This window comes from Novosphingobium sp. HR1a (assembly GCF_015594425.1).
Classification (GTDB): Bacteria; Pseudomonadota; Alphaproteobacteria; order Sphingomonadales; family Sphingomonadaceae; genus Novosphingobium; species Novosphingobium resinovorum_A.
Window position 1 is genome coordinate 87,712 of the sequence record NZ_JABXWS010000033.1, and the last position, 26,167, is coordinate 113,878.

Below are 26,167 nucleotides of genomic sequence, written 5' to 3' on the forward strand. Positions count from 1 at the left end.
GATACCACGTGCACCGGACCGATAAACCCCGGTTTAAGACTTCCGGGATTAAACTGGGGAAATGGCATATGAAGCAGGAGCCCTGGAAGCCACTCTCGCCGCTGCAGCCGGGGGCGATCCCGTACTGATGGCGGAACTGCGAGCGGCCTATATCGAGGGCGTCGGTCGGCAGGTCGATCTCCTCGAGCGGGCGCGGTGCGACGGCAACTGGGTGGTCGCAGCGACGCGGCTGAAGGGGCTGGCGGCGAGCTTTCACTCGGTGCATCTGCTGGGATTGGCACAGGATGCCCTCGATGCCGCGCCGGGTGAGCCTGCCGTGGTGCGCCGCCTCAAGACCTACCTGACGGAGTTTTCCGGAACCTGATCCCCCGTTCAGGCCGACTGCCGGTTTGGTCGGGTACTGGGGTTTGGCACTGGGGCTTGGCACTGGGCTCCGACCTGCCTACATCCTTGGCCGGGGTGCTGGAGTTTCGGATTTGCGCATAGCATTGTTGGCCATGACGGAGCCTGCCGCGACAGGGCAGCCGTTCCCGCGCGCATTCCTGCGCGTTGCAGGGGCGAGCGTGGCGCAGCACCAACTCGGTATGGCGCTGGCGCTGGAATGCCAGCGCGTCATCTGCATGGCGCGCGGCACCACGCCAGAACTGATCGCCCTTCAACACGATGCGGAGGACGCGGGGCTTCAGTTCGGCATTGCGACGGGGGCGGGTCAACTGGCCGGTCTGGTTACGGCCGGAGACGAGTTGATCGTCGTTTCGGAGGGGCTTTTCGCCGATCCGACGGCGGCTGCGGCGCTTCTCGAAGGACGGGCTCCGACCGTGCTGGTGCAGCCGGTCGAAGGCGCGCTTGCCGCCGGTTTCGAGCGGATCGACATCAATCGCGCCACCGCCGGGCTGATGCGCGTGCCGGGGGCGCTGGTCGAGCGATTGCACGAATTGCCGCTCGACGTGGATGCGATCTCGGCGCTGACACGCATCGCGCTCCAGTCCGGCATCACCATGCGCGAGGTTCCGCCTGCGGCGCGGGCGGGGTCAGGCTGGCGTATGGTCCGCAGCGAGGCGGAAGCCTACGCGCTGGAGGACGAGTGGATGCGTACGCGCTTCGCGCAGGAGGGAGCGCGGACGCCGGGACGTACGATCGCGCGCTTTGCGGTCCTGAGCTTCGGATCGTCGCTGCTGCATGCGGGCAATGCCAGCAATGTGGTGTCGGCGGCGGTGCTGGTCATGCTCTTTATTGCGGCGGGTGCGGGCTGGTTCGGCTTCCTGTGGTGCGCCTTCGGGTTCCTGGCGATCGCCTGGCTGCTGGTGGAGGCGAGCAGACTGCTGCGCGCGGCGGAGCGGCACGCGCTGGGCCAGGCATCTCCGGCGATCCCGCGCGCGGATGCACTGGTCTGGCTGGTCGACGTGGTCTTCGCCGCGCTGATACTGCTGGACACGCCGCGCTTTCCGGGGGAGCCGGTGCTGGCGTGGCTGTGCACTCCGGCTGTTCTCATGATGCTTCTGGTGCTGCTGCCGCGCATCGCCGCCGGGCGGTTCGCCGGTCTCTTCGCAGACCGGGCGTTGCTGGGCCTGATCCTCGCGTTCGCGTCCGGGTTCGGGCAGGTGCTGCTTGTCGTGAGGCTACTTTCGGCCGGGCTGGTCGCTGCGGCACTCGTGCTGCCGCGTCGGCGCGACGGCTAACCTCGAATTAACCAGATGCCGGTTAGACGGGTCATATGATCGATCAGGCCGCTCATCCGGCGGATACGCAAGCCGTGGAGGCCGCTCTGCGACGCGACCTCGTGCGCGGTGACGCTGCGGCGGCGTCTGCGCTTCCGGTGCTGCGCTATCTCGTCGCCGCCGAACAGAACGCGGCTCTGAGCGAAGAGATTCTCGCGCGCGTAAAGGGCATTCTCGCCGACATCGCCGGGCAATTGCTCGATGCCCTGATCGGAAGTGCCGACCGGCGTGCGCATGCTCCCGAGGAAATCGCGGTGCTGACGCGGGCTTTCCTCGATGAGCCGGTGTTGCTGGCGCATATCCACGCCGCCGCGCTGGAATGGCAACTGACCGAACGATTGCAGGAGCGGATCGGCCTCGACCCGGTAGCTTCGCCGCTCATACGCGAACGAGCGGGCTGCGGCGATGCCCTGGCGCGCGGCTTCCTTGCGGCTCAGGCGAACTGGAGCCAGGGGCAACGGCGGATGGCTCTGCCCTTGGCGGAACTGCCTGACGCCGTGCTGGAAGCGGTGCTTGCGATCCTGCGGGCGCTTGTCGGTGCCGAACCTGCTCTATCCGAACGCGCGTCTGCGGTCGAAGCGGAGGCCCGGCGTCATCACGCGGCCCACGCCAATCGGCTGCAGTGGGCGGAACGCTTGGTCGCCGATCTGGACACCGAGACGGCCTTGTCGATATCTCATGCCGGGGTCGCGTTGTTCCTGACGGCTCTGTCCTTGCGTTCGGGAGAACCACGCGACGTGGCCGCCACGGCGACGCAGCCGGGCCAGCAGGCGCGACTGGCGCTGAGCCTGCTCGCCGCGCAACTGCCCTCCGGTCTTGCCGAGGAGCAGGTGTTGGCGATTCACGCGGGGGCGAACCTTCCGAACGGGCTATCCGGCATCGATGCATGGCGCGCTGCGTCGATCCTCTCGAACGGTGCGACTTCGCGATGAGCCCGGGCGAAGGCGCCATTCTGGCCCATGCGACGTGCGATGAGCACGATCGTCTGATCAGCGCCGACGAGCCTCTCGCCGGACTGCAGCTGCGCTGTGGTGGCGAAATGCCCGGTACGATCGCGGTGCCGGAATTGCTCGAACTGGTGCGCCGTGCCCGACAGGCGCGCCGCCGCCTGGCTCAGGCGATCAGGGCGCAGGATGGCAACGATGCGATTTCTTCGTGGATCGAAGTCGAGCCGGAGGGCGAGGGATGCTCGATCCATGTGCGCAGCTGGCAGACGGCCGCTCTGGATTCCGAAGAAGGCAGTCCGGGCGAACATCGCCGCGCGGTGACCGATCGCCATGTCGCGGAACTATGTGCATGGCTCGACGCGGGGCAGCGTCTGGTCGCGGTGACGTGCGATTCTCCCGAACTGGCGCAAGTGTCCGCCGCGATGGAGCAAGGCGCGGGGCGCTGCTGGACCGACTTCCTGCCGCCGGAGAACGTGACGCACCAGCAGCCGCTTCACTGGCGACTGCTCGACGGCGCGCCGGTGGTCGTCGCGGGCTCGCCGCGATCCTGGCGCGTCTCGCTGGTGCCGCATATCCGGCCCGGCTTCGAGCCGTCGGGCTTCGAACTGCTGCTGCTTTCCGACGAGGCACCGTCGGACTGGGTGCCGGTAGCGGAGCCTGAAGCGCCGCTGCAGCGCCGCGGACTGGTGGGGCAGGATCTGGCGCCGGTGCTCAAGCAGCCGATCGCGCGGATCGTCGCCAACGCCGAGACCATCCGCACGCGCCTCGCCGGACCGCTTCCCGATGCCTATGCCGAATATGCCGGAGAGATCGCCGGCGCGGGCAAGCTGCTGCTTGGTCTGCTGGAGGACATGGCCGATCTGGAAGTCGTAGAGGAGGACGGTTTCTCGACGACGCCGGATTACATCGATCTCGCTGATGTCTCGCGGCAGGCCGCCGGTATCCTGGGCGTCCGGGCGCGGGAGAAAGACATCTCGATCGTGGCGCCGCCGCTCGATGACCATGCCCCGGCTCTGGCGGAATTCCGCCGTGTCCTGCAGGTTCTGCTGAACCTCATCGGCAATGCCATTCGCTACTCGCCGGAAGGGTCGCGCATCGATGTGCGGGTTTCGGTCGAGGGAGGACGCGCCATCGTCTTCGTCGCGGATCAGGGGCCTGGCCTCAGCGATGAAGATCAGCTCCGGGTATTCGAGAAGTTCGAGCGTCTGGGCCGCAGCGGTGACGGCGGCTCCGGCCTTGGTCTCTATATTTCCCGGCGCCTTGCCCGCGCGATGGGCGGCGAGCTTTCCATCGAAAGCTCGCCGGGGCAGGGTGCCCGGTTCATCCTCGCAGTGCCGGTCGATCCCGACGCCTGACTGGTTTTAGCATCTGCGGGCGAGCCACACGACAATGCCGCCCACCATCGCGAAGACTGCCCCGCGCACGGCCCATGCCCGGTCAGCAACCATCACGCTGTCGGCCGGCCACCTGAGCACGCCGGTGCCTTGCAAGACCACGAAAATCCCTGCCGCCATCATCAGCAGGCCAAGGGTCGTCGCCAGAATTCTAACAAACATCATGATTGTGCGCCCCTTTCGAGGAGAGGCTGCACGCCGGATGCGGCCGGATTGTGGCGTGAATGCTCAAATGGATCGGTTTTGACGATGACGGCAAACAAAAAGGCCCCCGCTTTCGCGAGGGCCTTTGCTTCGGATATCCACGACTGCGCGCGGAATGAACCTTAGCGCTTGTCGAGCGGCACGTAGTCGCGCTGCGTCGGGCCGGTGTAGAGCTGGCGCGGGCGACCGATCTTCTGGCCGGGATCGGAGATCATTTCGTTCCACTGCGCGACCCAGCCCACGGTACGGGCGAGGGCGAAGAGCACGGTGAACATGGTGGTCGGGAAGCCGATCGCCGAAAGGATGATGCCCGAGTAAAAGTCCACGTTCGGGAACAGCTTCTTCTCCGCGAAGTAGGGATCGCTGAGCGCGATCTCTTCGAGGCGCAGCGCGGTCTCGAACAGCGGATCGGTGACGTTGAGGGCCTCGAACACTTCGCGCAGGGTCGACTGCATGACCGTCGCGCGCGGGTCGTAGTTCTTGTAGACGCGGTGACCGAAGCCCATCAGGCGGAACGGATCGCTCTTGTCCTTGGCGCGGTCGATGTAGTGCTGGATGCGATCGGGGGTGCCGATCTCCTTGAGCATGTTGAGCGCGGCTTCGTTCGCGCCGCCATGCGCAGGGCCCCACAGGCAGGCGATGCCCGCTGCGATGCACGCGAAGGGGTTCGCGCCCGACGAACCGGCAAGACGCACGGTCGAGGTCGAGGCGTTCTGCTCGTGATCGGCGTGGAGGATGAAGATGCGGTCCATCGCCTTTTCGACCGCCGGAACCACCTCGTACTCTTCCGCGGGCACGCCGAAGGTCATGCGCAGGAAGTTGCCGGTGTAGCTCAGCTTGTTGTCCGGGTAGAGGAACGGCTGGCCGACCGAATACTTGTAGGCCATCGCCGCGATCGTTGGCATCTTGGCGATCAGGCGGTGCGAGCTGATCTTGCGATGCTCGGGATCGGCGATGTCGGTCGAGTCGTGGTAGAATGCCGAAAGCGCGCCGACCACGCCGCACATGATCGCCATCGGGTGCGCGTCGCGGCGGAAACCGCGATAGAACGTCGCCAGCTGTTCATGCAGCATGGTGTGGCGCGTGATGGTGTTCTCGAACGTGGCAAGCTCGTCCTTGCTCGGCAGTTCACCATTCAGCAGCAGGTAGCTCGTTTCCATGAACGAGGAGTTCTCGGCCAGCTGGCCGATCGGATAGCCACGGTGCAGCAGAACGCCTTCGTCGCCGTCGATGTAGGTCAGCGCCGACTCGCAGCTCGCGGTCGAGGTAAAGCCCGGATCGAACGTGAACGCGCCCGTCTGGCCGTAGAGCTTGCGGATGTCGATGACGTCCGGACCCACGCTTCCCTTGAGAACGGGATAGTCGTGTTCCGCGCCGCCGACGCTCAGTTTAGCCTGATCACCCACCAATTATCTCCTTATGACTGCGACCCGGCGGGAACCTGAGCCTGCTCGCCGATGCGCGCGAGGCTCTCTTCCCGTCCGAGCAATACCAGTACGTCGAATATCCCCGGCGAGGTCGTCTGACCCGTCAGGGCTGCCCGCAAGGGTTGCGCGAGCTTGCCGAGACCCAGTCCCAGGTCTTCGGCCATTGCCTTCAGGTTGGCTTCCAATGCCTCGAGAGTCCAGTCGGCCTGGCCGGACAGGCGCTCATGGATCGCGGCGAGGCGCTCGCGCCCCTCGTCGGTCAGGAGCGCCAGCGCCTTCTCGCTCATGGCGAGCGGACGCTGGGCGAAGAGGAAGGCAGAGCCTTCTGCAAGTTCGTTGAGGTCCTTGGCACGGACCTTGAGCACGGGCATCGCGCGGACCAGCAGGTCGGCAGGCTCATCGCCGTCGACGCCATCGAGGCGCGCTTCGACGAGGCCCGCAAGCCGCACGTCGTCGGCCTCGCGCAGATAATGCCCGTTGAGATTCTGGAGCTTGGCAAGGTCGAAGCGCGAGGGGCTCTTGCCCACATCGACCATGTCGAACCATTCGATCGCCTGCTCGCGGCTGATGATTTCCTCATCGCCGTGGCCCCAGCCGAGGCGCAGCAGGTAGTTGAACACGGCCTCGGGCAGCAGGCCCATTTCGTCGCGATAGGCATCGACGCCCAGCGCGCCGTGGCGCTTGGACAGCTTGGCGCCGTCCGAGCCGTGGATCAGCGGCACGTGGCCGTAGACCGGCACGTCCCAGCCCATGCCGTTGATGACGACGAGCTGACGGAACGCATTGTTGAGGTGATCGTCGCCGCGCAGGACGTGCGTGACGCCCATGTCGTTGTCGTCCACCACCACGGCCAGCATGTAAGTCGGGGTGCCGTCGCCGCGCAGGATGACGAAGTCGTCGATTTCCTCGTTCTGCACGGTGACCGTGCCCTGCACGAGATCCTCGATCGTCGTCGAACCTTCACGCGGGGCCTTGACGCGCACCACCCAGGAACGGTCGGCCGGCCAGGTCGCGGGATCGGCATCGCGCCATTCGCTGTCGATGCGGAACGGGCGGCGTTCTTCCTGCGCCTTCTGGCGGCGCTCGGCGAGTTCTTCCTGGGTCAGGTAGCAGCGATAGGCGTGGCCGTTTTCCATCAGCTGCGCAGCGACTTCGGCATGACGGTCCGAGCGGGCGAACTGGAACACCGGCGCCTCGTCACCGTCGAGGCCCAGCCAGGACAAGCCGTCGAAGATCGCGTCGATCGCGGGTTCCGTCGAACGGGCGCGATCGGTATCCTCGATACGCAGCAGATACTTGCCGCCATGACGGCGCGCGAACAGCCAGTTGAACAGTGCCGTACGAGCGCCACCGATATGAAGGTAACCGGTCGGCGAAGGAGCAAAGCGCGTTACGACGGCCTTTTTGCCAGTCGCTTCGCCCGATGCACTACCGCTTGCCATCTACCCGACCTTCCTGTCCTATTGGCGGCAATGGGGACCCACGCCGCAACTTGTGAAATTCCGCCTCCGGAAAGCCCCGGAACCGCTGCATTGCAGCATGGGCCATGGACCGCCAAGGGCCTCTTGTCGAGGGTTTTGGCAGTCGTCGAGCGATTTCTTTCCGGGGCGGAATTCGAACGCGCACCATGGGTGACGGTGGCCTTCGCAACCGGCATAATTGCGTGGTTTTGGCTGCCTTCGGCACCTGCTTGGGCAGGCCTTTGCGGCGCTCTTGTTGCAATTTGTGCAATTTGTTATGCATCCTTTCCCTTGCGCGTGGTTTACCCGCATCTCGGTCGGGCGTTGTCGCTGTTGCCGCTGGTGGTGGTTGCCGGTTGCCTCGTCGTCTGGGCGCGTTCCGAACTGGTGGGACAACCCGCCATCGAGCGCCCGCTATCGGGAAATTTCAGCGCGCAGGTTCTGGCGATCGAATCGCAGCCGGCCTTGGGACGCGACAGGTTGCTGCTGGCCATGCGTGACCCCCTGAGCGGCTCCGGCCATGACGCTTCGCCCGGCAACGCGATCAAGGTCCGGCTCAACGTTCCCGGCAAGGGATCGACGACCGGGATCGCGGTGGGCGATCTGGTGGCTTTCCGGGCACGGTTGATGCCGCCGGCGCCGCCCATGCTGCCCGGCGCCTACAACTTTGCGCGCACGTCCTGGTTCACAGGCATCGCCGCGAGCGGTTCGGTCACAGGTGAGGTGAAGGTCGTCCGGAAAGGCAAGCGAAGCGAGTGGGGATTGCTGGATATCCGACAATCTTTGACGAACCATATTCGCGCCCGCATCGGGGACGAACGAGCGGGCATCGCCGCTGCATTCGTCACCGGCGATCGCGGCGGCATTACGGAGGCTGACGACCAGGCCATGCGCGACTCGGGGTTGGCGCATCTGCTCTCGATCAGCGGCCTGCATGTCAGCGCGATGGTCGGGGCGGTCTATCTACTGGTCATCCGGTTGCTGGCGCTGTTCCCGTGGGTGGCCCTGAGGGTGAGGCTGCCGGTCGTCGCGGCCGGTGCGGGGGCCGCTGCAGGCGTCGCTTACACTTTGCTTTCCGGGTCGGAAGTTCCGACCGTTCGGTCCTGCATCGGCTCCCTCCTGGTCCTGATCGCACTGGCTTTGGGGCGGGAGCCCTTGTCCCTGCGCATGCTTGCGGTGGCGGCGTTCTGCGTCCTGTTGCTCTGGCCGGAGGCGGTGATCGGGCCGAGCTTCCAACTGAGCTTCGGCGCGGTCCTGGCGCTGATCGCCGTCAGTACGGCCAAGCCCGTGCGGCACTTCCTTGGACCGCGCGACGAAGGGCTTGCCATGACCGGGCTTCGCCATCTTTCCCTCCTGCTGCTGACGGGCGTGGTCATCGACCTCGCGCTCATGCCGATCGGCCTGTATCATTTCCACCGCGCCGGAGTGTATGGAGCGCTGGCCAACGTGGCGGCAATTCCGCTGTCTACCTTTGTCGTGATGCCTTTGCTGGCTTGTGCATTGGTCCTCGATATCGCCGGGCTGGGCGGGCCGGTCTGGTGGCTCGCCGGAATCTCGATAGACCTGCTGGTCGGCCTGGCCCGCTGGTTCGCGTCGAGACCGGGCGCTGTGAACCTGCTTCCCGGTACAGACACCTGGGCATTCCTGCTTTTCGTCGCGGGAGGTCTGTGGATGGGCCTTTGGAGCGGCCGCATTCGCTGGGCCGGGCTACCGATCGCCTCGGTCGGTGTGTTCTTGCTGGCGACCGCACCGGCGGCGGACATGCTGGTGTCCGGAGATGGTCGCCATGTCGGGCTGGTCGAAGATGGCGGGAAACGGCTTTACCTGCTTCGAAACAGCGAAAGCGGCTACGCCCGGGACAATCTCATGGAATTCGCCGGGATCGAGGCAGACCCGGTCACGTTCGACAAGTTCCCGGGTGCCCGCTGCAACCGTGATTTCTGCGCCTTGCCGGTCAGACGCTCCGGCACCACGTGGCATGTGCTGGTTTCGCGGGGCCGCGATGCCGTCGCGGAACGGTCGCTCGCCGCTGCATGCGAACGCAGCGACATCGTCATATCGGATCGCTGGCTGCCGCGCAGTTGCAAGCCGCGCTGGTTCAAGGCCGATCGAGGATCGCTTGGGCAGACTGGCGGGCTGGCGGTATATCTGGGCAAGGCCCGTATCGATACGGTAGCCCAGACCCAAGGTGAACACGGCTGGTGGCGTCCCCGGCCTGTTCACCGTTACAGGAATGCTCCTGCGCCGCGCAAATCGCAGTAATTACCGGTTGCTGCTGCGCCAAGGCCTTCATGGCGCAGCGTGGCCGTGTCAGTTGTACCGTCGAAGCAGGCCGGCGAGCTTGCCTTGGACTTCCACTTCGTCCGCACCGTAAATCTGCGGTTCGTAAGCGGCATTTGCGGGATCCAACCGCACCATTCCCGCCTCGCGCCGAAGGTACTTGAGGGTGGCCTCTTCCCCGCGGATCAGGGCAACGACGATCTCGCCGTCGCGAGCGGCATTCGTGCGCTTCACGAGGGCGAAATCACCATCCAGAATGCCCGCCTCGATCATCGAGTCGCCGGAGACCTCGAGCGCGTAATGCTCGCCGGAGCCAAGCAGGGCGGCAGGGACAGGCAACATGGACTGTCCTTCGAGAGCCTCGATCGGCACACCTGCGGCAATACGCCCGTGCAGCGGGATCTCGATAACGTCGTTGGCGGCTTCGACGGAACGACGCGGCGTCTGCGGACGCGCCAATCCATCATTGCTGTTCGCTGCAGAAGGACGCAGGGCCTTGCTTCCCGTGTCATCGGCCTGGCGCAAGACTTCGAGCGCACGTGCACGGTTGGGAAGGCGGCGGATGAAGCCGCGTTCTTCCAGTGCGGAAATCAGTCGGTGAACACCGGACTTGGACTTGAGGTCGAGCGCCTCCTTCATCTCCTCGAAGCTGGGGGAGATGCCTGTCTCCTCAAGCCGGACCTGGATGAACCGGAGCAATTCGTGCTGCTTGCGCGTCAACATGTCGCTGCCTTCTCGTGACCTCCGAACCAGGCAAACCCTGATCGCGTTTGTTCTGGTAGTGAACATTGAGGGAACAATCAAGCAACCAATTGCCGATACTTCAGGCAATACCGCCGTTCTGGAGCAAGTATATCCGGACTTCTTCACCAGCCTGTGCCGGACCGGCCAGCGCCGACCGATCGACCAGCACGTTGCTTGCCGCCAGGGACGACAGGGCGCCGCTGTCCTGCAGCGGGCTTACCGTCACATTTTCTCCGTCCCACCAACCGCGCAGGAATTCCCGGCGACGGCCGCTTGGGTGCAGCGGCATGGCCAGCCGGGCTGTCAGCCGCATGGGCAAGGGGCGCGCAGCCCCCTGCATCGCGCGCAGGACGGGGAGCAGGAAATGGTAAGCGGTGACGTAGCTGGAGACCGGATTGCCCGGCAGGCCCAGCACGATCTGACGGCGTCCTGCCACGTCGCGGGTGGCGACTAGGATTGGTTTGCCGGGCTTGATCGCGACACGCCAGAAATCGATGCCCGCGCCCCAGCTTTCGAGTGCCGGACGAATGAGGTCGTGATCGCCGACCGAAGCGCCGCCGCTCGTTACGATGAGGTCGGCATCGGCGGATGCTTCGAAAGCGGAGGTTATTGCCTTGATCGTATCGGGCACCGGGCCGATCCGCCGCGCATCCACGCCCAGCGAACGCGCCATGGCCGTCAGCATCGCGCCGTTGCTGGCGGGAACCTGGTGCGGTGCACAGCGCTCCGGATCGGAGGCGAGTTCGTCGCCGCTGTCGATCACGGTCAGGCGCGGTGTGCGATGCACGGGAAGGTGCGTATGGCCGGCCGCGATCGCCAGCGCCATCTGCGCGGGCGCGATGTGCAGACCAGCGGGCAGGACTTCCACGCCCTGGGCAAAATCCATCCCGCAATGGCGGATGTGCTTGTGCGCCGGTGCGGGCGGCTCGCCCGAGAGTATAAGGTTCGCGCCCTCGCGTGTCAGGTCTTCCTGGATTATGACGGCCGCCGCGTCGGGCGGCAGCATCGCGCCCGTCGAAATTCGGACTGCCTCTCCTTGCGAGAGCGGGCCGACATAAGGATGCCCGGCGGCACTTTCACCGACGATCCTCCAGGGGCCGCGCATGTCGCCTGCCGTGACGGCGTAGCCGTCCATGGCTGACAGATTTGCGGAGGGCTGCGTGCGTCTGGCGTGCAGCGGTTCAGCCAGGAAACGGCCGAGCGCGCCTTCGATATCGACACGCTCTATCGACAGCGGGGTGACGAGCGCGAGGAGGCGAGCTTGTGCCTCCTCCAGAGAGAGCGGCGCGGAGCCGTTCATTCAGTCCATCCGTCCATCTTCCAATGGCCTGATTTACCGCCGATTTTCTCGACCAGGCGGATGTCTCCGATGACCATGCCCTTGTCGAGCGCTTTGGCCATGTCGTAAATTGTGACAAGTGCGATAGAAGCTGCTGTTATCGCTTCCATTTCTACCCCGGTGCGACCGGTCAGCGAAGCCTTCGCGATGACGCGGATAGCATTATCCTCGAAAGCGAAGTCGAGGTTTACGGCATCGAGCGGCAGCGGGTGGCACATGGGGATGAGATCGGCCGTCCGCTTGGCCGCCATGATGCCAGCAATGCGCGCGGTTCCAAGCACGTCACCCTTCGGAGCATTCCCGGCGCGGATCGCGGCAAGGGCATCCGCGCTCATGGAAATGCGTCCGGATGCCACGGCGATGCGCTGCGTCTCGGCCTTGGCGCCAACGTCGACCATGTGCGCGTTGCCGTCCGGGTCGATGTGAGTGAGGGACTTGCTCATCGCGAACCCATGGCGTTCAGGCTCCGGTTAGTAGCGCGCGCGTGGCTGCCTCGATGTCGTTCTGGCGCATGAGGCTTTCGCCGACGAGGAATGTCCGGGCGCCGCACGAGGACAGGCGTACCAGATCGGCATGGACGTTGATGCCGCTTTCGCTCACCAGCAGCGTGCCTGCCGGCGCCAGCGGGGCGAGGCGCTCAGTCGTGCCGATATCGGTGGCGAAACGTCGCAGGTCACGGTTATTCACACCAATAAGGCGCGATTTCAAACGACTTGCACGCTCCATTTCAGATTCGTTGTGAACTTCGACGAGGCAGTCGAGGCCACGCTCGGTCGCAGCGGCTTCGATTTCCGCCATCAGCACGTCGTCCAGTGCGGCGACGATGATGAGGATGGCATCGGCACCGATCGCGCGCGCTTCCGCGACCTGCCAGGGATCGACCATGAAATCCTTGCGGATCACCGGAAGGCCGCAGGCGGCGCGGGCCTGGATGAGGAAATCCTCGTGGCCCTGGAAGTAGGGAGCATCAGTGAGCACGGACAGGCACGCGGCGCCGCCCCGCTCATAGGCGACCGCGTGCTGTGATGGCTGGAAGTCGCTTCTGATCAATCCTTTGGAAGGCGATGCTTTCTTGATTTCTGCAATCAAGGCGTAGCCGGTCGCGGCTTTGGCGCGCAGTGCCGCCTCGAAGCCGCGAGGGGGCGTCTGCATGGCAGCGCGGGCGTCGAGATCGGCGATCGTGGCCAGCGGCTTGCGGGCGGCGACCTCCTCGCGCTTGGTATCGCAGATTTCGGTAAGTTTATCGGACATGGAATCCTCGTCAGGCACGGGTTGCCGCGATCCAGCAGTCGAGCAAAGCCTTGGCGAGGCCCTTGTCGATCGTTTCTGCCGCTTCTTCGACGCCCTCGGCCCAGGTGTCCACTTCACCGGCCACAAGCAGCGCGCCTGCGGCATTGAACAGGACGGCGTCGCGATAGGCGCCGGGAGCGCCCATCAGCAGGTCGTTGAGGGCACGGGCGTTGTAGGCGGGGTCGCCGCCGCGAATGGCATCGACTGCGGCCGTCGGTAAACCGGCATCCTGCGGAGCGACGCGGCGCATCGACAGTTCCCGGCCGCGAATATCCGCGACTTCGTTGCCGCCTGCGAGGCTCAACTCGTCGAGGCCCTCATCACCGGAAATGACCATCGAGTGCTCGGTGCCAAGCCGCAGCAGGGCATCGGCGTAGATCGGCACATAAGCCGGGCGTGCGATGCCGACTAGCTGGCGCGAGACTTGCGCCGGGTTCGCCAGCGGCCCCATCAGGTTGAAGATCGTGCGGCGGCCTAGCGACTTGCGCAGCGGCATCAGCCGACCCATCGTCGGGTGGTGGCGCGCGGCGAACAGGAAGCCGATGCCGATTTCGGCGAGCGTGGATTCTGCAGTCTCGACGGCGCGGTCGAGGTTCAGCCCCATCGCTTCGAGGGTATCGGCGGCGCCCGCTTTGGAACTGGCAGCGCGGTTACCATGCTTGGCGACGGGGACGCCCGCAGCCGCGACCACCAGAGAAACGGCGGTCGAGACGTTGAGGGTGTGGAAGCCGTCGCCGCCGGTGCCGCAGACGTCGATGGCGCCTGCGGGCGCCTTCACCGGGATCATCCGCTCACGCATGGCGCGAGCCGCGCCCGCGATTTCGCTGGCGGTCTCGCCGCGATCCGACAAGGCGACGAGGAACTCGGCGATTTCGGATTCGGGCATTTCGCCGTCGAGGATTGCGGCGAAGGCTGCCTGGGCCTCGTCCTCGGCGATCGGGTGGAGAGGGTCGGGAAGGGTCATGCGCTCAGCCGTTCCGGCAGTTTGGCCTCGATACCGCAAGTGCGCAGGAAGTTTGCGAGCATGGCATGGCCGTGCTGGGTGGCGATGCTTTCCGGATGGAACTGGACGCCGTGGATCGGCAGGCTCGCATGGCGGAAGCCCATGACATGGCCGTCGTCCGAGCGGGCGTTCACCACCAGCGTCTCAGGGATATCCTCGACGATCAGCGAGTGATAGCGCGTCGCGGTGAAGGGCGAGGGCAGCCCGGCGAAGACTCCGGTGCCGTCATGCGTGACAGGAGAGGTCTTGCCGTGCATCAGCCCGCCGCGCACGACCTTGCCGCCGAAATACTGGCCGATCGACTGATGGCCGAGGCACACGCCGAGGAGCGGCATCCCCGCATCCGCTGCCGCGCCGACGAGGTCGAGGCTGATGCCCGCCTCGTTGGGGGTGCAGGGGCCGGGCGAGATCAGGAAGCCCTTCGCACCGCTGGAAATGGCCTGGCCTGCGCTGAGCGCGTCGTTGCGCACGACCTCCACTTCGGCGCCCAGTTCCATCACGTAATGGACCAGGTTCCAGGTGAAGCTGTCGTAATTGTCGATGACGAGGATCATGACTTCGCCTTTGCGCTTTTCTCGACGACGATCAAGGGGCCGAGCGGAGGGCCGCCGTCGACGCGGCCATGTTCGGGGTCCCAGAGCGAGGATACGCTGCCGTCAAGGAACAGCGCATTGTCGCATTTCAGGGCGTCGCGGAAATAGCGCGCGAGCTTGCCGAAGGATACCGGCTCGTCGGAAATGACGAAGTGGGCGCGGCCCTTGTCATCGATGCCGACGCCGTTGCGCAGCTTCAGCGATGTGCCGTCATCGTCGATCTTCGGGTGCAGCTTGCCGGAGATGACCAGCATCGGGCCGGACTGGGTGCCGAAATCGGGACGGTCGGTGACGGACTTTGCGAAGTCGTCGCTGGCGCGGACATGCCAGTTGCCTGCCGCGTCGCCGTAGAAGACGCCGTTGGGGCTGAGGTGAAAGTTGCCCCAGCCTTCGTTGGTATTGAGGGCATGCTGCTTCTCGCCGTTCTCGACGTAGTAGCCGATCGGCTTGCCATCGGCGTCGAACATGCCGCCGTTCATCGCGAAGGCAACTTCGTGGCTGCGCGCCGGGCGGTCCACCGCGAGTTGCGAGAGGCTGCGATACGGCGCGCCGCCCTTGGGGCCGAGGACGGTGTGAATGGTGTGACGACCCGGCACGGCGGTACAGTGCGTGAAGCTGGCGCCCTCGAAGCTCGCGCCCTGGCATGGCGGAGGAGGCGGGGCCGATGGCTTGGCTGCGGGTTCGTCGGCGGAGCAGGCGGCGAGGATCGCGCAAGCTGCGAGGGCTAGGGGCGTTCGCATGCGATCAGATCCGCTTGACCTGACACCGCCCGAAGCCTTCGCGAAAGCTGTCGAGAATGTCGTTGCCAACCTGGTCCTTGGGCAACCATATCATGGTGCAGCCAGCTTCAGGCTTGGCGAGGAGAAGCCGATCGTCTTCGGTCCACCAGCGGAAGTCCTTCCAGTTAAGGCTCAGGTCGACCGAGGGGCTGGCCACGGTGAAGCCGTCGCCTTGCATCCGATAGCTGGCGGCATTTCCGGCAAGATCGTTTTTCTGCCAATGGGTAAGGGCCGTGCGGGGCAACGAATAGAAAAAGCCGATCGCGAGCAGCACTCCGGCTCCAACGAAATAGGCCAGTGAATGCAATGCCGATGCGCCGATCCTTGAAAGAAGGGACCCGGCATAAGCGCCGACGTTCAGCGCGGAGACGGTCACAAACAGCGCCAGCAAGAACAGGGCCGACCGCAATGTCAGCCACTGTCGGAGCAGATATAGCCGGTTGGCGTGCAGATAATCGGGATAGCGGTATTCAGTCGTGAAGGCGCTCACTGCCCGAACCCGGGTTCCCCGGCCACGCGGATCGCTTCGCGCGCGGCGGCGAAGAGGGCGCCGCTCTTGGCTTCGCATTCGCGCTGTTCGTAGGCCGGGTCGCTGTCCGCCACGATGCCTGCGCCTGCCTGCACGTGCAGCACGCCGTCCTTGAGCAGGCCGGTGCGCAGGACGATGCAACTGTCCACCGAACCGTCCGGCGCGAAGTAGCCGACGCCGCCCGCGTAAGGGCCGCGCGTCTCGGGCTCCAGTTCGGCGATGACCTCGCAGGCACGGACCTTGGGCGCGCCCGAGACGGTGCCTGCCGGGAAGCCCGCGAAGACCGCGTCGATGGCATCATGCTTCGCGGTGTCGAGCCGGCCGACAACGTTCGAGACGATGTGCATGACGTGGCTGTAGCGCTCGATGGTGTAGCTGTCGGTGACCTCGACGGTGCCTGCAGCGGCGACGCGGCCGACGTCGTTGCGGCCGAGGTCGAGCAGCATCAGGTGCTCGGCGCGCTCCTTGGGATCGGCGAGGAGGCCGGCTTCGTTGGCCTTGTCCTCGGCCGGGCTGGCGCCGCGCGGACGGGTGCCCGCGATCGGGCGGATGGTGACTTCGCCGTCACGCACGCGCACCAGGATTTCCGGGCTGGAGCCGACCAGCGCGAAGCCGGGCAGGTCGAGGAAATAGAGGAACGGCGAGGGGTTCACGCGCCGCAGGCTGCGGTAAAGCGCCAGCGGCGGGAGCGGGAATTCGCAAGTGAAGCGCTGGGCCAGCACGACCTGAAAAATGTCGCCCGCCTCGATGTAGTCCTTCGCGCGCAGGGCCATCGCCTTGTAGTCTTCCGGCGCGACGACGGGCGTGCGCACCGGCTCGGCGAGATCGGTGGCGACGGGCACGACGGGTGCGGGGGCGGCGAGGCGGCGCAGGGCTTCGTCGATGCGCTCGGCGGCGCGGTCGACGGCCAGAGCGGCGTCACCCGTTTCCGGCCACACCGGCGCAACGCAGAACAGTTCGTCCGAAAGCCGGTCGAAGATCAGGATCAGCGACGGGCGCACGAACAGCATGTCGGGCACTTCGAGGGGGCTTTGCGGCGCGCGCGGCAGCTTCTCGACAAGGCCGATCGTCTCGTAGCCGAAGTAGCCGACGAGGCAGGCGAGAGCCTTGGGCAGCGCGGCCGGAACCTCGCAGCGGCAGGTCTCGACCAGCGCGCGCAGTTCGGCGAGGGTGCCGCCGCCGAGCGGTGCGAACGCCTCGCGGTCGGCCTGCCATGCGCGGTTGATCTCGCAGGCCTCGCCGCTCGCACGGAACACGAGGTCCGGGTCGAGGCCGAGCAGGCTGTAGCGCCCGCGCGTCTCGCCGCCTTCGACCGATTCGAGCAGGAAGTCGCCGCGCCCGTCCTCGATCAGCTTGAGGGCGGCGCCAACCGGCGTTTCGGTGTCGGCGACGAGCTTGCGCCAGACCAGCGCGGGTTTGCCCTGCGCCAGCTGCTCAAGCGTCGCCTTGCGATCGAATTCGCGCTCCATTGCTGCCACCCCTCGCTTCGGCTCAGTTGGCGGCGGCGGTGCCGGCGAGCTGGTCGCGCACGGCGGTGATGGCATCGTCGTGACGCTTCACGCCGACGTCCTTGCGCATCGCGGCACCGAGCGCGGAGGCGTAGCTCTGGCCGAGCTGCTGGCCGAGTTCGGTCTGGGCACGGCGGATCATGTCGGGCGAATCGATCGTGGCGGGCACGATGTCCTTGAGCTGGACGACGAACCAGCCGCGTTCACCCTCGGCCGACTGCACCTTCACGGTGTTCTTGGCCATGTGGAACATCAGCGAGACCGGCGGCGGCACCTGACGGCCCGACTGCAGCGCGGCGGCCAGGGTCGGGCGCGACATCGAGACCTGCTGCGGCGCGGGCAGCTTTTTGCCCGAGGCAGCCATGACCTGCTCGATCGACTGGCCCTTGCGGATCGCGGCCTGCATCTTGAGCGCGGCGGCCTTGGCGGCCTTCGAACCGGCGTCGATGGCCCAGGCGAGCTTCACGTCGTTCTGGATCTGCGCCAGCGGAGCCGGGGCGGACGCCTGGATGTCGGTGACGTCGTAAATCGCGAAGGACTTGCCCTTTTCGATCTCGGCGACCTGCGGCTGTTCCTGGCCCATTTCGAACGCGGTCTTGAGGAGCGGCTGCAATTCGGCGGGCATCGTTTCGCCGGGCTTCATGTAGACTTGCCCATCAGCGGTCAGTGACGGGGTCTGCTTGACCTCGGCGCCGAGCGACTTGGCGACTTCGGCGAGGTTGGAGCCGCCCGAAAGCTGCGCGTCGATCTTCGAGAAGGCGTCGCTGTAGGACTTGCGGGTCTTTTCCTCGGCGATCTGCTTGGTGAGGTCACCCTTCACTTCGGCAAGGGTCTTGGCCGGGGTCTTGATCTCCTCGTCGACGCGGATGACGTGCCAGCCGAGCACGCTCTTCTGCGGTGCGGCCAGCTTGCCGACCGGCGCGGCGAAGACGGCCTGCGCGACGGCGGCCGAGAACTGGCGCGAGAGATCCTCACGGCTGAACGATTCGAGCTTCGCGGCGGACAGGCCCTTTTCCGAAGCGGCGGCTTCGAGCGACTTGCCCTTCTCGACTTCGGCGACGATGGCCTTGGCGGCCGGCTCGGTCGGCACGACCAGCTGCGTGATGCGGCGATCGTCCTTGGCGGCATAGGCGGCCTTGTTCGCCTCGAAGCGCGCGGCGATCTCGGCGTCGGTCGGTGCAGCCGGGGCCGGGATCTTGTCGGCGCTGACGAGCGCATAGCGGATCGTGCGACGCTCGGGGCGGACGAACTGGCCGGTGTGCGCCTTGTAGAAGGTAGCGAGTTCGGCCTGGGTCGGCTGCTTGTCGGGCGCGAAGAGCAGCGAGGGCAGGGCGACCACGGTGCCGCTGCGGGTCTCGCTGAGCAGCGAGGCGTAACGCTTCGCGGCATATTCGGACATGACCGAGCCGATCTGCGCGGGCACGACCAGTTCCTGCGCGATCATGTTCTTGCGAATGTCCTCGCGCAGCGCCTGTTCGGAGAGGCCCTGCTGGGCGAGGGCTTGGCGGAACACGTTCTGGTCGAACTTGCCGTCGACGCCCTGGAACGCGGGGATCTGCGTCAGTTCGCTGTCGACGAGGCGGTCGCTGAGGACGACGCCGTGCTTCTCGCCGTAGACGGCGAAAGCGACGCCGTCGATCAGGCTGTCCAGCACCTGCTGGAGGCCGCCCTCGGCGATCAGCTGCTTCATCGTCGCGGTCGGGCTCTGCTGCTTGACCCGCTCGAGGCCGCGCTTGGCGCCGAGGGACAGTTCATCGGTGGTCACCTTTTCGCCGCCGACGGTGGCGACGGCAACCCCCGGAGCCGCGCTGCCGGAACCGCCGAGGCCCGCGATATCGCCGCTGGCGAACGCGAGGGCGATAAGGCCGAGAACGACGAGGCCGACGATCGCGCCGACCTTGGACTTCAGAAACGAGCGGAAGAAATGGAGCATGAACCGTGCCGATCAGCAGAATATTGGCGCGAAACCGTGAGGCTTCGCATGTAAACGGCGCAGGCTTTAGGGGGCCTTCGCGCATCCTGCAATGCCGCTTGCACAAGCCTTGGGCAAAAGCCGCGAGGTGGCATTACTACGACACTGGTGGAGAATCCCCGCGCTTAACCATCCATGAATTTTGACAAGCGATGCTCTGGTGCCCTAGCTGCCCGGCGACAGCGACGACCTGATTCCCGGTTCCGCGGCAACGGCATTACCGGAAATCTGCGAGGGGGACCCGCGGGGGAGTTCCCGAAGGTTCGCCGAGATCGATCAAAGGATTGAAATGGCTGGATTGCCTTACATCGTCGGAAATTGGAAAATGAACGGCACGCGCGCCATGCTGAACGAGGCGCGCGCAATCGATCGTTCCGCCCAGCGTTTCCCCAAGGTGCAGGTCGGACTGGCGCCGCCCTCGACCCTGATCTTCCGCATGCGGGACGCGGTCGAGTTGATCGGCGTCGGCGGGCAGGACTGCCATGCGAAGGAAAACGGCGCTTACACGGGTGACGTTTCCGCACCGATGCTCAAGGATGCAGGCGCCGATTTCACGATCGTCGGCCATTCGGAGCGCCGTGAATATCACGGCGAAAGCGACGCGGACGTCAACGCCAAGGCGCAGGCCGCGCTTTCGGCCGGTCTGGCGGTGATCCTGTGCGTCGGCGAAACCGAGGCCCAGCGCGATGCGGGCGATGCCGAGGGCGTAGTCACCGCGCAGCTCGAAGGTTCGTGCCCCATCGCAGACGGCGCGCCGGAAAAGCTCTCGGTCGCCTATGAGCCGGTATGGGCCATCGGCACCGGCCGGGTGCCTTCGGTCGCGGACGTGGCAGCCATGCACAAGGCGATTCGCGCCAAGCTGGTCGCCATCTATGGCGATGCCGGCGCCGAGGTGCGCATTCTTTACGGCGGTTCGGTGAAGGCCGACAACGCGGCCGAACTCCTTGCGGTGCCGGATGTCGGCGGCGCTCTGGTCGGCGGTGCGAGCCTGACCGCCGAGAGCTTCCTGGCGATCGTCGGCGCGGCGGCTTCGCTCGCGGAGTAAGCCCGATCCATGCGCCGTCCTGCGGGGCGGCGCAGCAATAAAGTTGCCGGGTTGCGCGCTCGCCCGCGAGCGCCTATCTGCCCGGTCAAGAAAGCGGGGTATGTCCCCGCAATAAGGCTGAGACGAAGATGTTCCTTTTCCTGACCGTGGTGCAGGCTCTGGTTGCCGCCATGCTGGTGGGCGTGATCCTGGTGCAGAAGTCCGAAGGCGGCGGCCTCGGCGTCGGCGGCAGCCCCTCGGGCCTGATGTCGGCGCGCGGCGCGGCCAACTTCCTGACCCGCGCGACCGGCGTTCTGGCGACTGTCTTCGTGGTGCTGAGCATCGGTCTTGCCGCTCTCGCCGTCAATGAGACGAGCGGCCGCGACATCGACACCTCGCTCCAGCGCAACACCGCTCCTGCGCAGTCTGCTCCGGTCCAGCCTGCCGATCCGCTCGGCGGCGCGGCCAACCCGGCAGCTCCCGCTGCACCCCAGCAGGGTGCTCCCGCTGGCGACTCGGTTCCGACCGATCCGCTTGGTGGTGCTGCCAAGCAGTAATCCCTGCAGGCGCTTTCGAGCGCCTCACCGTAATCGGAATGCCGTCTGGCGCAGTCAGACGGCATTTCCATGTGTTTGATCTGTGGAATGAGGCTCCGGGCGCTTGCCTGAGGGCCCCCATGCAATTTAAGGCCCGATTCCCATGGCGCGGCATATTTTCATCACCGGCGGCGTGGTCTCCTCGCTGGGCAAGGGTCTCATGGCGGCGAGCCTCGCGGCTCTGCTGCAGGCGCGTGGCTACAAGGTCCGCATTCGCAAGTTCGACCCCTACCTGAACGTCGATCCGGGCACGATGAGCCCGTATCAGCACGGCGAGGTCTTCGTGACCGACGACGGCGCCGAGACGGACCTCGACCTCGGCCACTACGAGCGCTTCACCGGCGTCTCGGGTCGCAAGGCCGACAACATTACCTCGGGCCGCATCTACCAGGACATCATCGCCAAGGAGCGCCGCGGCGACTACCTCGGCGCGACCGTGCAGGTGATCCCGCACGTCACTGATGCGATCAAGGACTTCGCCCTGACGGAGACCGAGGATCTCGACTTCGTGCTGTGCGAGATCGGCGGCACCGTCGGCGATATCGAGGGCCTGCCCTTCGTCGAGGCGATGCGCCAGCTGCGCAACGAACTCGGCCGTGAGGGCACCTGCTTCGTCCACGTCACGCTGGTCCCCTACATCGCCGCTGCCGGCGAACTGAAGACCAAGCCGACGCAGCACTCGGTGCGCGAACTGACCGGCCTCGGCATCCAGCCCGACATCCTGCTGTGCCGCTGCGACCGCGAGCTGCCCGAGAGCGAGCGCCGCAAGATCGCGCTGTTTTGCAACGTGCGCCCGCAGGCGGTTATCCAGGCGCTCGACGCGCCCAACATCTACGCCGTGCCGCTGCAGTATCACCGCGAGGGCCTCGACGCCGAAGTCCTGCATCACTTCGGCATGCTGGAATCGGCCAAGGCGCCGGTGCTTGAGCGCTGGGACGACATCACCGACCGCTACCAGAACCCTGAGGGTGAAGTGACCATCGGCGTCGTGGGCAAGTACATCGGCCTGCAGGACGCCTACAAGTCGCTGAACGAAGCGCTCGTCCATGGCGGCATGGCCAACCGCGTGAAAGTCAACGTGCGCTGGATCGACGCCGAAATCTTCGAGAAGGAAGATTCCGAGATCGCCGCCGCGCTCGAACCGATGCACGGCATCCTCGTCCCCGGCGGCTTCGGCGAGCGCGGCACCGAGGGCAAGATCGCGTCGGTTCGCTTCGCGCGTGAACGTCAGGTGCCGTTCTTCGGCATCTGCCTGGGCATGCAGATGGCCTGCATCGAGGGCGCGCGCTCGGCGGGCATCGCCAAGGCCAGCTCCACCGAATTCGGCCCGACCGAGGAACCCGTCGTCGGCATCATCACCGAGTGGATGACCGAGGACGGCCTGCAGACCCGCGCCGAAGGCGGCGACCTTGGCGGCACCATGCGCCTTGGCGCCTACACCGCCGCGCTCTCGCCCAACAGCCACGTCGCCGCGATCTACGGTTCGACCGAGATCAGCGAACGGCACCGCCACCGCTACGAAGTCAACGGTTCGTACCGCGAGGCGCTGGAAGGCAATGGCCTGATCTTCTCCGGCATGTCGCCCGACGGCCTGCTGCCCGAGATCGTCGAGCGCCCGGACCACCCGTTCTTCGTCGGCGTGCAGTTCCACCCGGAACTCAAGTCGCGCCCGTTCGAGCCGCATCCGCTGTTCGCCGGCTTCGTCGCCGCGGCGCTGCGTCAGGCGCGTCTGGTCTGACGATGCTTGTTTCCCCTCCCGGTGCGGGAGGGGAAGGGCTTCTCCTATCTCCGTAACGGAGCCATCTCGTCTGGCGGCGGGACGGCACATCCGGGCATGCTTGGCGCAATGCCGATGCGGAGCCACGGATGTCCACGATCGTCCTCGAATTCAACGAGTTGTCGCCAAGGCTGCTCGACCGCTTCATAGCCGAGGGGCATCTGCCGAACTTCCGGCGCCTGCGCGACAGCGCGCTGGTCGCCGTCACCGATGCGGAGGAGGAAGCGCCGTATCTCGAACCGTGGATCCAGTGGGTCACGGTCCACACCGGGCTTTCCTACGCGGAGCATCGCTGTTTCCAGCTCAATGACGGCGCCGCGCTGGATGCGCCGCGCATCTGGGATCTGGTGAGCCGCAGCGGGCGCAGCAACTGGATCTGCGGTAGTATGAATGCGGCGTCGCAGCCGGGCTTCCGGGGGCATTTCCTGCCCGATCCCTGGGCGACGGAGCCGATCGCCCAGCCGCCCGGCCATTTCGACGCCTACACAGGGCTGGTTCGCAGCTATGTGCGTGAACACAGCGCCAGACCGGATGTATCCGGGGCGGACTTTGCGCGTTTCGGCCGTTTCATGCTCGCACATGGGCTTTCCGCAAGGTCGGTGCTGGCCGCGATTCGCCAATTGGCGGGGGAGCGAAGTGGTAACGTCAAATGGCGACGGGCGATGATACTGGACCGGCTGCAGTGGGACCTGTTCCGCTCGATCCACCGCAGCGCCCGCCCCCATTTCTCCACGTTCTTCCTGAACAGCACCGCGCATTTCCAGCATTTCCACTGGCGCGAGTTCGAGCCTGCGCTGTTCAGCATCCAGTCGTCGGCGCAGGATCTGGAGACATATGGGGGGAGCGTGCTCGACGGCTATCGCAACATGGACCGGATGGTCGGGCAGGCGCTGGCCATGACCAGGGAAGACGACAATCTCGTGCTCGTCACCGCCCTGGGGCAGCAGCCTATGCTGTCGCACGAGGAAGACGGCGGACGACAGATATTCCGGCACCGGGATATCGATCGACTGCTCGCGTTCGGTGGGGTCGCGGCAGAGTGGACTTATGCCCCGGTAATGTCGCAACAGTTCCTGCTCCACTTTGAGAGCGATGCGTCGGCCCAAGCGGCGGCGACACGGATCGAGGCGCTGCGCCTGTCCGACGGCAGGCAGCCGATGTGGGCGCGGCGGCAAGGCGCGATGCTGGATGCGGGTTGCATGATCGAGCAGGCTCCGGGTGAGGACGTGATGGTGACGTCATCCGCCACCAACGAAGTGCTGCGCTTCTCCGACCTGTTCTATCCGCTCGAGGCGCTGCGCAGCGGCAAGCATCATCCGGACGGGGCGTTCTGGATCAAGGGGCCGGGCATCCGGGCGGAGCGCCTCGCCGATCGCGTGTCGCTGCGCTGCGTGGCACCCACGCTCGCCGATCTGGCAGAGGTCGGAGGGCGTTTTTCGGCGCCTTCGCTGCTCACACCCGCGCGGATGGAGGTGGCCGCCTGAGCGCTTTTTGCAATGCAGCAATTTCCGCTTCCGCGTTCGCCGTCGCCGTTATAGCCTGCAGGATCGCGCGAAAATGGAGGCTTGGGGTAGCATGGGGAACGGTTCGATCGTCGAGTTCATCGCAGGTCTTCCCAAGGCGGAACTGCACGTCCACCTGGAGGGAACGCTGGAAGCGGAACTCAAGTTCAGGCTGGCGGCGCGCAACGCGGTGGACTTGCCTTACGCCGATGTCGATGCGATGCGGGCCAGCTACGTTTACCATGACCTGCCCAGCTTTCTGGCGATCTTCTACGAGGGCAGCTTCGTCCTGCACCGCGAGGAGGACTTTCGCGATCTGGTCTACGCCTATCTGGAAAAGGTCGCAGGGCAGAACGTCGTCTATGCGGAGATGTTCTTCGATCCGCAGCAGCACACCGATCGCGGCATCCCGTTCTCGGTGATGATCGAAGGCCTGACGCGCGGTCGCATCGAGGCGGAGCGTGATTTCGGTATCCGCTCGCAACTGATCATGTGCTTTGTGCGGGAACGCAGTGCGGAAAGCGCGATGGCCGTGTTCGAGATGGCCCTGCCGTACAAGAACCTGATCGTCGGGCTGGGGCTCGACTCCGGTGAGAAGGACAACCCGCCCGAAAAGTTCGCCGAGATATTCCGGCGCGGCCGTGAAGAGGGCTTCCGGCTGACGATGCACTGCGACGTCGACCAGAAGAATACCCACGAGCATATCCGGCAGGCGATCGAAGAGATCGGCGTCGAGCGCATCGACCATGGCGCCAACCTGCTCGACCGACCCGAACTGATCGCCATGGCCGGGGAGCGCGGGCTGTTCTTCACCGTGTGCCCGTATGCGAACGAAATGATGCGCCCCGGAGAGCGGCAGTCGATCGCGCGGGGGATGCTGGACCGGGGTTTGCGGCTGACGCTCAACTCGGATGATCCGGCCTACATGGAAGGCAAGTACATCAACGAGAACATGCTGATGGTGCATGAACTTGCCGGTTTCGAACGGGAAGACCTGCTGACCGTGACGCGCAACGCCTTCGATGCCGCGTGGATCGACGAAGACCTGCGGCGCGAACTGCACGGCAAGCTCGATGCTTATGCGCTTGCCGCCAGCGGCTCGGGCGCCGTCTCCAGCGCCTGAGTCCAGCGGTTCCGGATCAGCCGATCATCGTCAGGTAGGCCGAAACCGTCACGATCGACAGCACGGTGGAAATCAGGATCACGCGCGCGGTGACGCCGGCTTCACGGCCATAGAACTCCGCGAGCATGAAAGGGCCGGTTCCGGTCGGCAGCATCGCGAGGAGCACGGCGGCATGGCGCGCGGGCGGGTCAAGCGGGAACAGCGTGACGGCCAGCACCCAGGCCAGCAACGGGTGGACCGCCAGCTTGAGCGTCACCAGCATCGCCGTCAGCGTACCGGCTCCCTTTGCCGCCTGACGCTTTTCTCCGAGGAAAAGGCCAAGGCCGACCAGCGCCGCCGGAGAGGCCGCGCCGCCCAGCAGTTTCAGGAAAACCTCGACAGGCTGAGGCACGGCCATGCCGGTGGTGGGAAAGAAGCAGGCCACCATGGGTGCCACGATGAGCGGGTTGGTCGCCAGCGACTTGCCGACTTTGGCAGCGACGCGCAGTGGATGGCTGCCGACGTGGAGGCGGATTTCGATCAGCACGATGGCGCCCGCGAACAGGACGCAGGCGACGACGATCGTGGAGATCAGCGTGAGCGTGTTGCTCCATGGGCCCAGCGCGGCGAGGAGCAAGGGAAAGCCGAGGAAGCCGGTGTTCGGATAGCTCGCGGCGAGCCCCAGCACGGGGCCATCGGCCTCGAAACCGGAGTGCCGGGCGTGAGCGGCAACCGTCAGCGTGAAGATCGCCATGGTGCTGAGGGTGAACACGGCCAGGAAATGGGGCTGCCACAATTCGTGCCAGCTGGATTTCGCGACGATATCGAACAGCAGCGCGGGCAGGGCGAGGTAGACGACGAAGCGGTTGAGTTCACTGGTGGCTTGCGGTCCCATGACGCCGATCCGCCTTGCCAGCCAGCCGGCGAAGATTAGCGAGAAAACGGGCAGCACGATCCCGAGGATCGCGGTCATGAGCAC

General features: G+C 65.8%; 24 protein-coding genes. 10 read left to right on the forward strand and 14 right to left on the reverse strand.

Annotation, left to right across the window (positions count from 1 at the left end; translation table 11 throughout):
• Positions 1 to 61 precede the first annotated feature (61 nt).
• The 4 genes from HWN72_RS06655 (at position 62) to HWN72_RS06670 (ending at position 4,020) form a co-directional block, all read left to right on the forward strand.
• The gene (locus tag HWN72_RS06655; protein ID WP_008833042.1) at positions 62 to 364 is read left to right on the forward strand and encodes a hypothetical protein; all 303 of its coding nucleotides are present in this window, start codon (positions 62 to 64) and stop codon (positions 362 to 364) included.
• 133 nt (positions 365 to 497) lie between these two features.
• A complete protein-coding gene (locus tag HWN72_RS06660; RefSeq protein WP_036522951.1) occupies positions 498 to 1,679 on the forward strand; it encodes a hypothetical protein in 1,182 nt (393 codons plus the stop codon).
• Positions 1,680 to 1,714: 35 nt separating this feature from the next.
• Entirely contained in the window at positions 1,715 to 2,650 is a 936-nt protein-coding gene (locus HWN72_RS06665) for a hypothetical protein (RefSeq protein ID WP_036522954.1), read from the forward strand.
• Positions 2,605 to 4,020 (forward strand): sensor histidine kinase KdpD, encoded by a 1,416-nt coding sequence (locus tag HWN72_RS06670; protein WP_083274576.1) that lies wholly within the window; start codon positions 2,605 to 2,607, stop codon positions 4,018 to 4,020. Before HWN72_RS06665 ends, HWN72_RS06670 begins: the two co-directional genes overlap by 46 nt.
• 6 nt (positions 4,021 to 4,026) lie before the next feature.
• On the opposite strand, the gene HWN72_RS06675 is transcribed toward HWN72_RS06670, so the two are convergent.
• The 3 genes from HWN72_RS06675 to gltX all read right to left on the reverse strand — a co-directional run bounded on the left by HWN72_RS06675 (position 4,027) and on the right by gltX (position 7,132).
• Positions 4,027 to 4,224, reverse strand: a complete 198-nt coding sequence (locus HWN72_RS06675) for a hypothetical protein (RefSeq protein ID WP_008833038.1) — start codon at positions 4,222 to 4,224, stop codon at positions 4,027 to 4,029.
• Positions 4,225 to 4,385: 161 nt separating this feature from the next.
• Positions 4,386 to 5,669, reverse strand: a complete 1,284-nt coding sequence (locus tag HWN72_RS06680) for a citrate synthase (protein WP_008833037.1) — start codon at positions 5,667 to 5,669, stop codon at positions 4,386 to 4,388.
• Positions 5,670 to 5,680: 11 nt separating this feature from the next.
• Entirely contained in the window at positions 5,681 to 7,132 is a 1,452-nt protein-coding gene (gene gltX, locus HWN72_RS06685; protein WP_008833036.1) for a glutamate--tRNA ligase, read from the reverse strand.
• Positions 7,133 to 7,162: 30 nt separating this feature from the next.
• On the opposite strand from gltX, the gene HWN72_RS06690 reads away from it, so the two are divergent.
• Positions 7,163 to 9,412, forward strand: a complete 2,250-nt coding sequence (locus tag HWN72_RS06690) for a ComEC/Rec2 family competence protein (RefSeq protein WP_248005849.1) — start codon at positions 7,163 to 7,165, stop codon at positions 9,410 to 9,412.
• A gap of 48 nt (positions 9,413 to 9,460) precedes the next feature.
• On the opposite strand, the gene lexA is transcribed toward HWN72_RS06690, so the two are convergent.
• The 10 genes from lexA to HWN72_RS06740 all read right to left on the reverse strand — a co-directional run bounded on the left by lexA (position 9,461) and on the right by HWN72_RS06740 (position 19,148).
• Positions 9,461 to 10,153 carry a transcriptional repressor LexA gene (gene lexA, locus HWN72_RS06695; RefSeq protein WP_036522957.1) on the reverse strand — a complete coding sequence of 231 codons (693 nt, stop codon included), beginning with the start codon at positions 10,151 to 10,153 and terminating at the stop codon, positions 9,461 to 9,463.
• A 100-nt stretch (positions 10,154 to 10,253) separates the two neighbouring features.
• Positions 10,254 to 11,474, reverse strand: a complete 1,221-nt coding sequence (locus HWN72_RS06700; RefSeq protein WP_036522959.1) for a molybdopterin molybdotransferase MoeA — start codon at positions 11,472 to 11,474, stop codon at positions 10,254 to 10,256.
• Positions 11,471 to 11,956: a cyclic pyranopterin monophosphate synthase MoaC gene (moaC, locus tag HWN72_RS06705; RefSeq protein WP_036522961.1), complete on the reverse strand. Its 486-nt coding sequence runs from the start codon at positions 11,954 to 11,956 to the stop codon at positions 11,471 to 11,473. The genes HWN72_RS06700 and moaC overlap by 4 nt, the downstream gene beginning before the upstream one ends.
• A 16-nt stretch (positions 11,957 to 11,972) precedes the next feature.
• Positions 11,973 to 12,764 carry an indole-3-glycerol phosphate synthase TrpC gene (gene trpC, locus HWN72_RS06710; RefSeq protein WP_036522965.1) on the reverse strand — a complete coding sequence of 264 codons (792 nt, stop codon included), beginning with the start codon at positions 12,762 to 12,764 and terminating at the stop codon, positions 11,973 to 11,975.
• 10 nt (positions 12,765 to 12,774) lie between these two features.
• Positions 12,775 to 13,767: an anthranilate phosphoribosyltransferase gene (gene trpD, locus HWN72_RS06715; protein ID WP_036522967.1), complete on the reverse strand. Its 993-nt coding sequence runs from the start codon at positions 13,765 to 13,767 to the stop codon at positions 12,775 to 12,777.
• The gene (locus HWN72_RS06720; RefSeq protein ID WP_008833029.1) at positions 13,764 to 14,360 is read right to left on the reverse strand and encodes an aminodeoxychorismate/anthranilate synthase component II; all 597 of its coding nucleotides are present in this window, start codon (positions 14,358 to 14,360) and stop codon (positions 13,764 to 13,766) included. Before HWN72_RS06720 ends, trpD begins: the two co-directional genes overlap by 4 nt.
• Positions 14,357 to 15,139, reverse strand: coding sequence for a phosphodiester glycosidase family protein (locus tag HWN72_RS06725; protein WP_036522970.1), 783 nt, complete (start codon positions 15,137 to 15,139; stop codon positions 14,357 to 14,359). The genes HWN72_RS06720 and HWN72_RS06725 overlap by 4 nt, the downstream gene beginning before the upstream one ends.
• A gap of 4 nt (positions 15,140 to 15,143) precedes the next feature.
• On the reverse strand, positions 15,144 to 15,668 hold the full coding sequence (locus HWN72_RS06730; protein WP_036522972.1) for a YcxB family protein: 525 nt from the start codon (positions 15,666 to 15,668) through the stop codon (positions 15,144 to 15,146).
• Positions 15,665 to 17,176, reverse strand: coding sequence for an anthranilate synthase component I family protein (locus tag HWN72_RS06735; protein WP_036522975.1), 1,512 nt, complete (start codon positions 17,174 to 17,176; stop codon positions 15,665 to 15,667). The genes HWN72_RS06730 and HWN72_RS06735 overlap by 4 nt, the downstream gene beginning before the upstream one ends.
• Before the next feature lie 22 nt (positions 17,177 to 17,198).
• Positions 17,199 to 19,148 (reverse strand): peptidylprolyl isomerase, encoded by a 1,950-nt coding sequence (locus tag HWN72_RS06740; protein WP_069707695.1) that lies wholly within the window; start codon positions 19,146 to 19,148, stop codon positions 17,199 to 17,201.
• 328 nt (positions 19,149 to 19,476) lie between these two features.
• Here HWN72_RS06740 and tpiA point away from each other — a divergent pair, with 328 nt between their 5' ends.
• The 5 genes from tpiA to add all read left to right on the forward strand — a co-directional run bounded on the left by tpiA (position 19,477) and on the right by add (position 25,209).
• Positions 19,477 to 20,232: a triose-phosphate isomerase gene (gene tpiA / locus HWN72_RS06745; RefSeq protein WP_036522980.1), complete on the forward strand. Its 756-nt coding sequence runs from the start codon at positions 19,477 to 19,479 to the stop codon at positions 20,230 to 20,232.
• A 128-nt stretch (positions 20,233 to 20,360) separates the two neighbouring features.
• A complete protein-coding gene (gene secG / locus HWN72_RS06750) occupies positions 20,361 to 20,768 on the forward strand; it encodes a preprotein translocase subunit SecG (protein ID WP_008833023.1) in 408 nt (135 codons plus the stop codon).
• Between the two features lie 142 nt (positions 20,769 to 20,910).
• The gene (locus HWN72_RS06755) at positions 20,911 to 22,545 is read left to right on the forward strand and encodes a CTP synthase (protein ID WP_008833022.1); all 1,635 of its coding nucleotides are present in this window, start codon (positions 20,911 to 20,913) and stop codon (positions 22,543 to 22,545) included.
• Between the two features lie 128 nt (positions 22,546 to 22,673).
• Positions 22,674 to 24,068 carry a hypothetical protein gene (locus tag HWN72_RS06760; protein WP_036522984.1) on the forward strand — a complete coding sequence of 465 codons (1,395 nt, stop codon included), beginning with the start codon at positions 22,674 to 22,676 and terminating at the stop codon, positions 24,066 to 24,068.
• Between the two features lie 91 nt (positions 24,069 to 24,159).
• Complete coding sequence (gene add, locus HWN72_RS06765; protein ID WP_211149986.1) at positions 24,160 to 25,209, forward strand: adenosine deaminase; 1,050 nt, start codon at positions 24,160 to 24,162, stop codon at positions 25,207 to 25,209.
• Positions 25,210 to 25,225: 16 nt separating this feature from the next.
• Here the strand turns inward: add and HWN72_RS06770 are convergent, their stop codons facing one another.
• Entirely contained in the window at positions 25,226 to 26,161 is a 936-nt protein-coding gene (locus HWN72_RS06770) for an AEC family transporter (RefSeq protein WP_036522993.1), read from the reverse strand.
• Positions 26,162 to 26,167 lie beyond the last annotated feature (6 nt).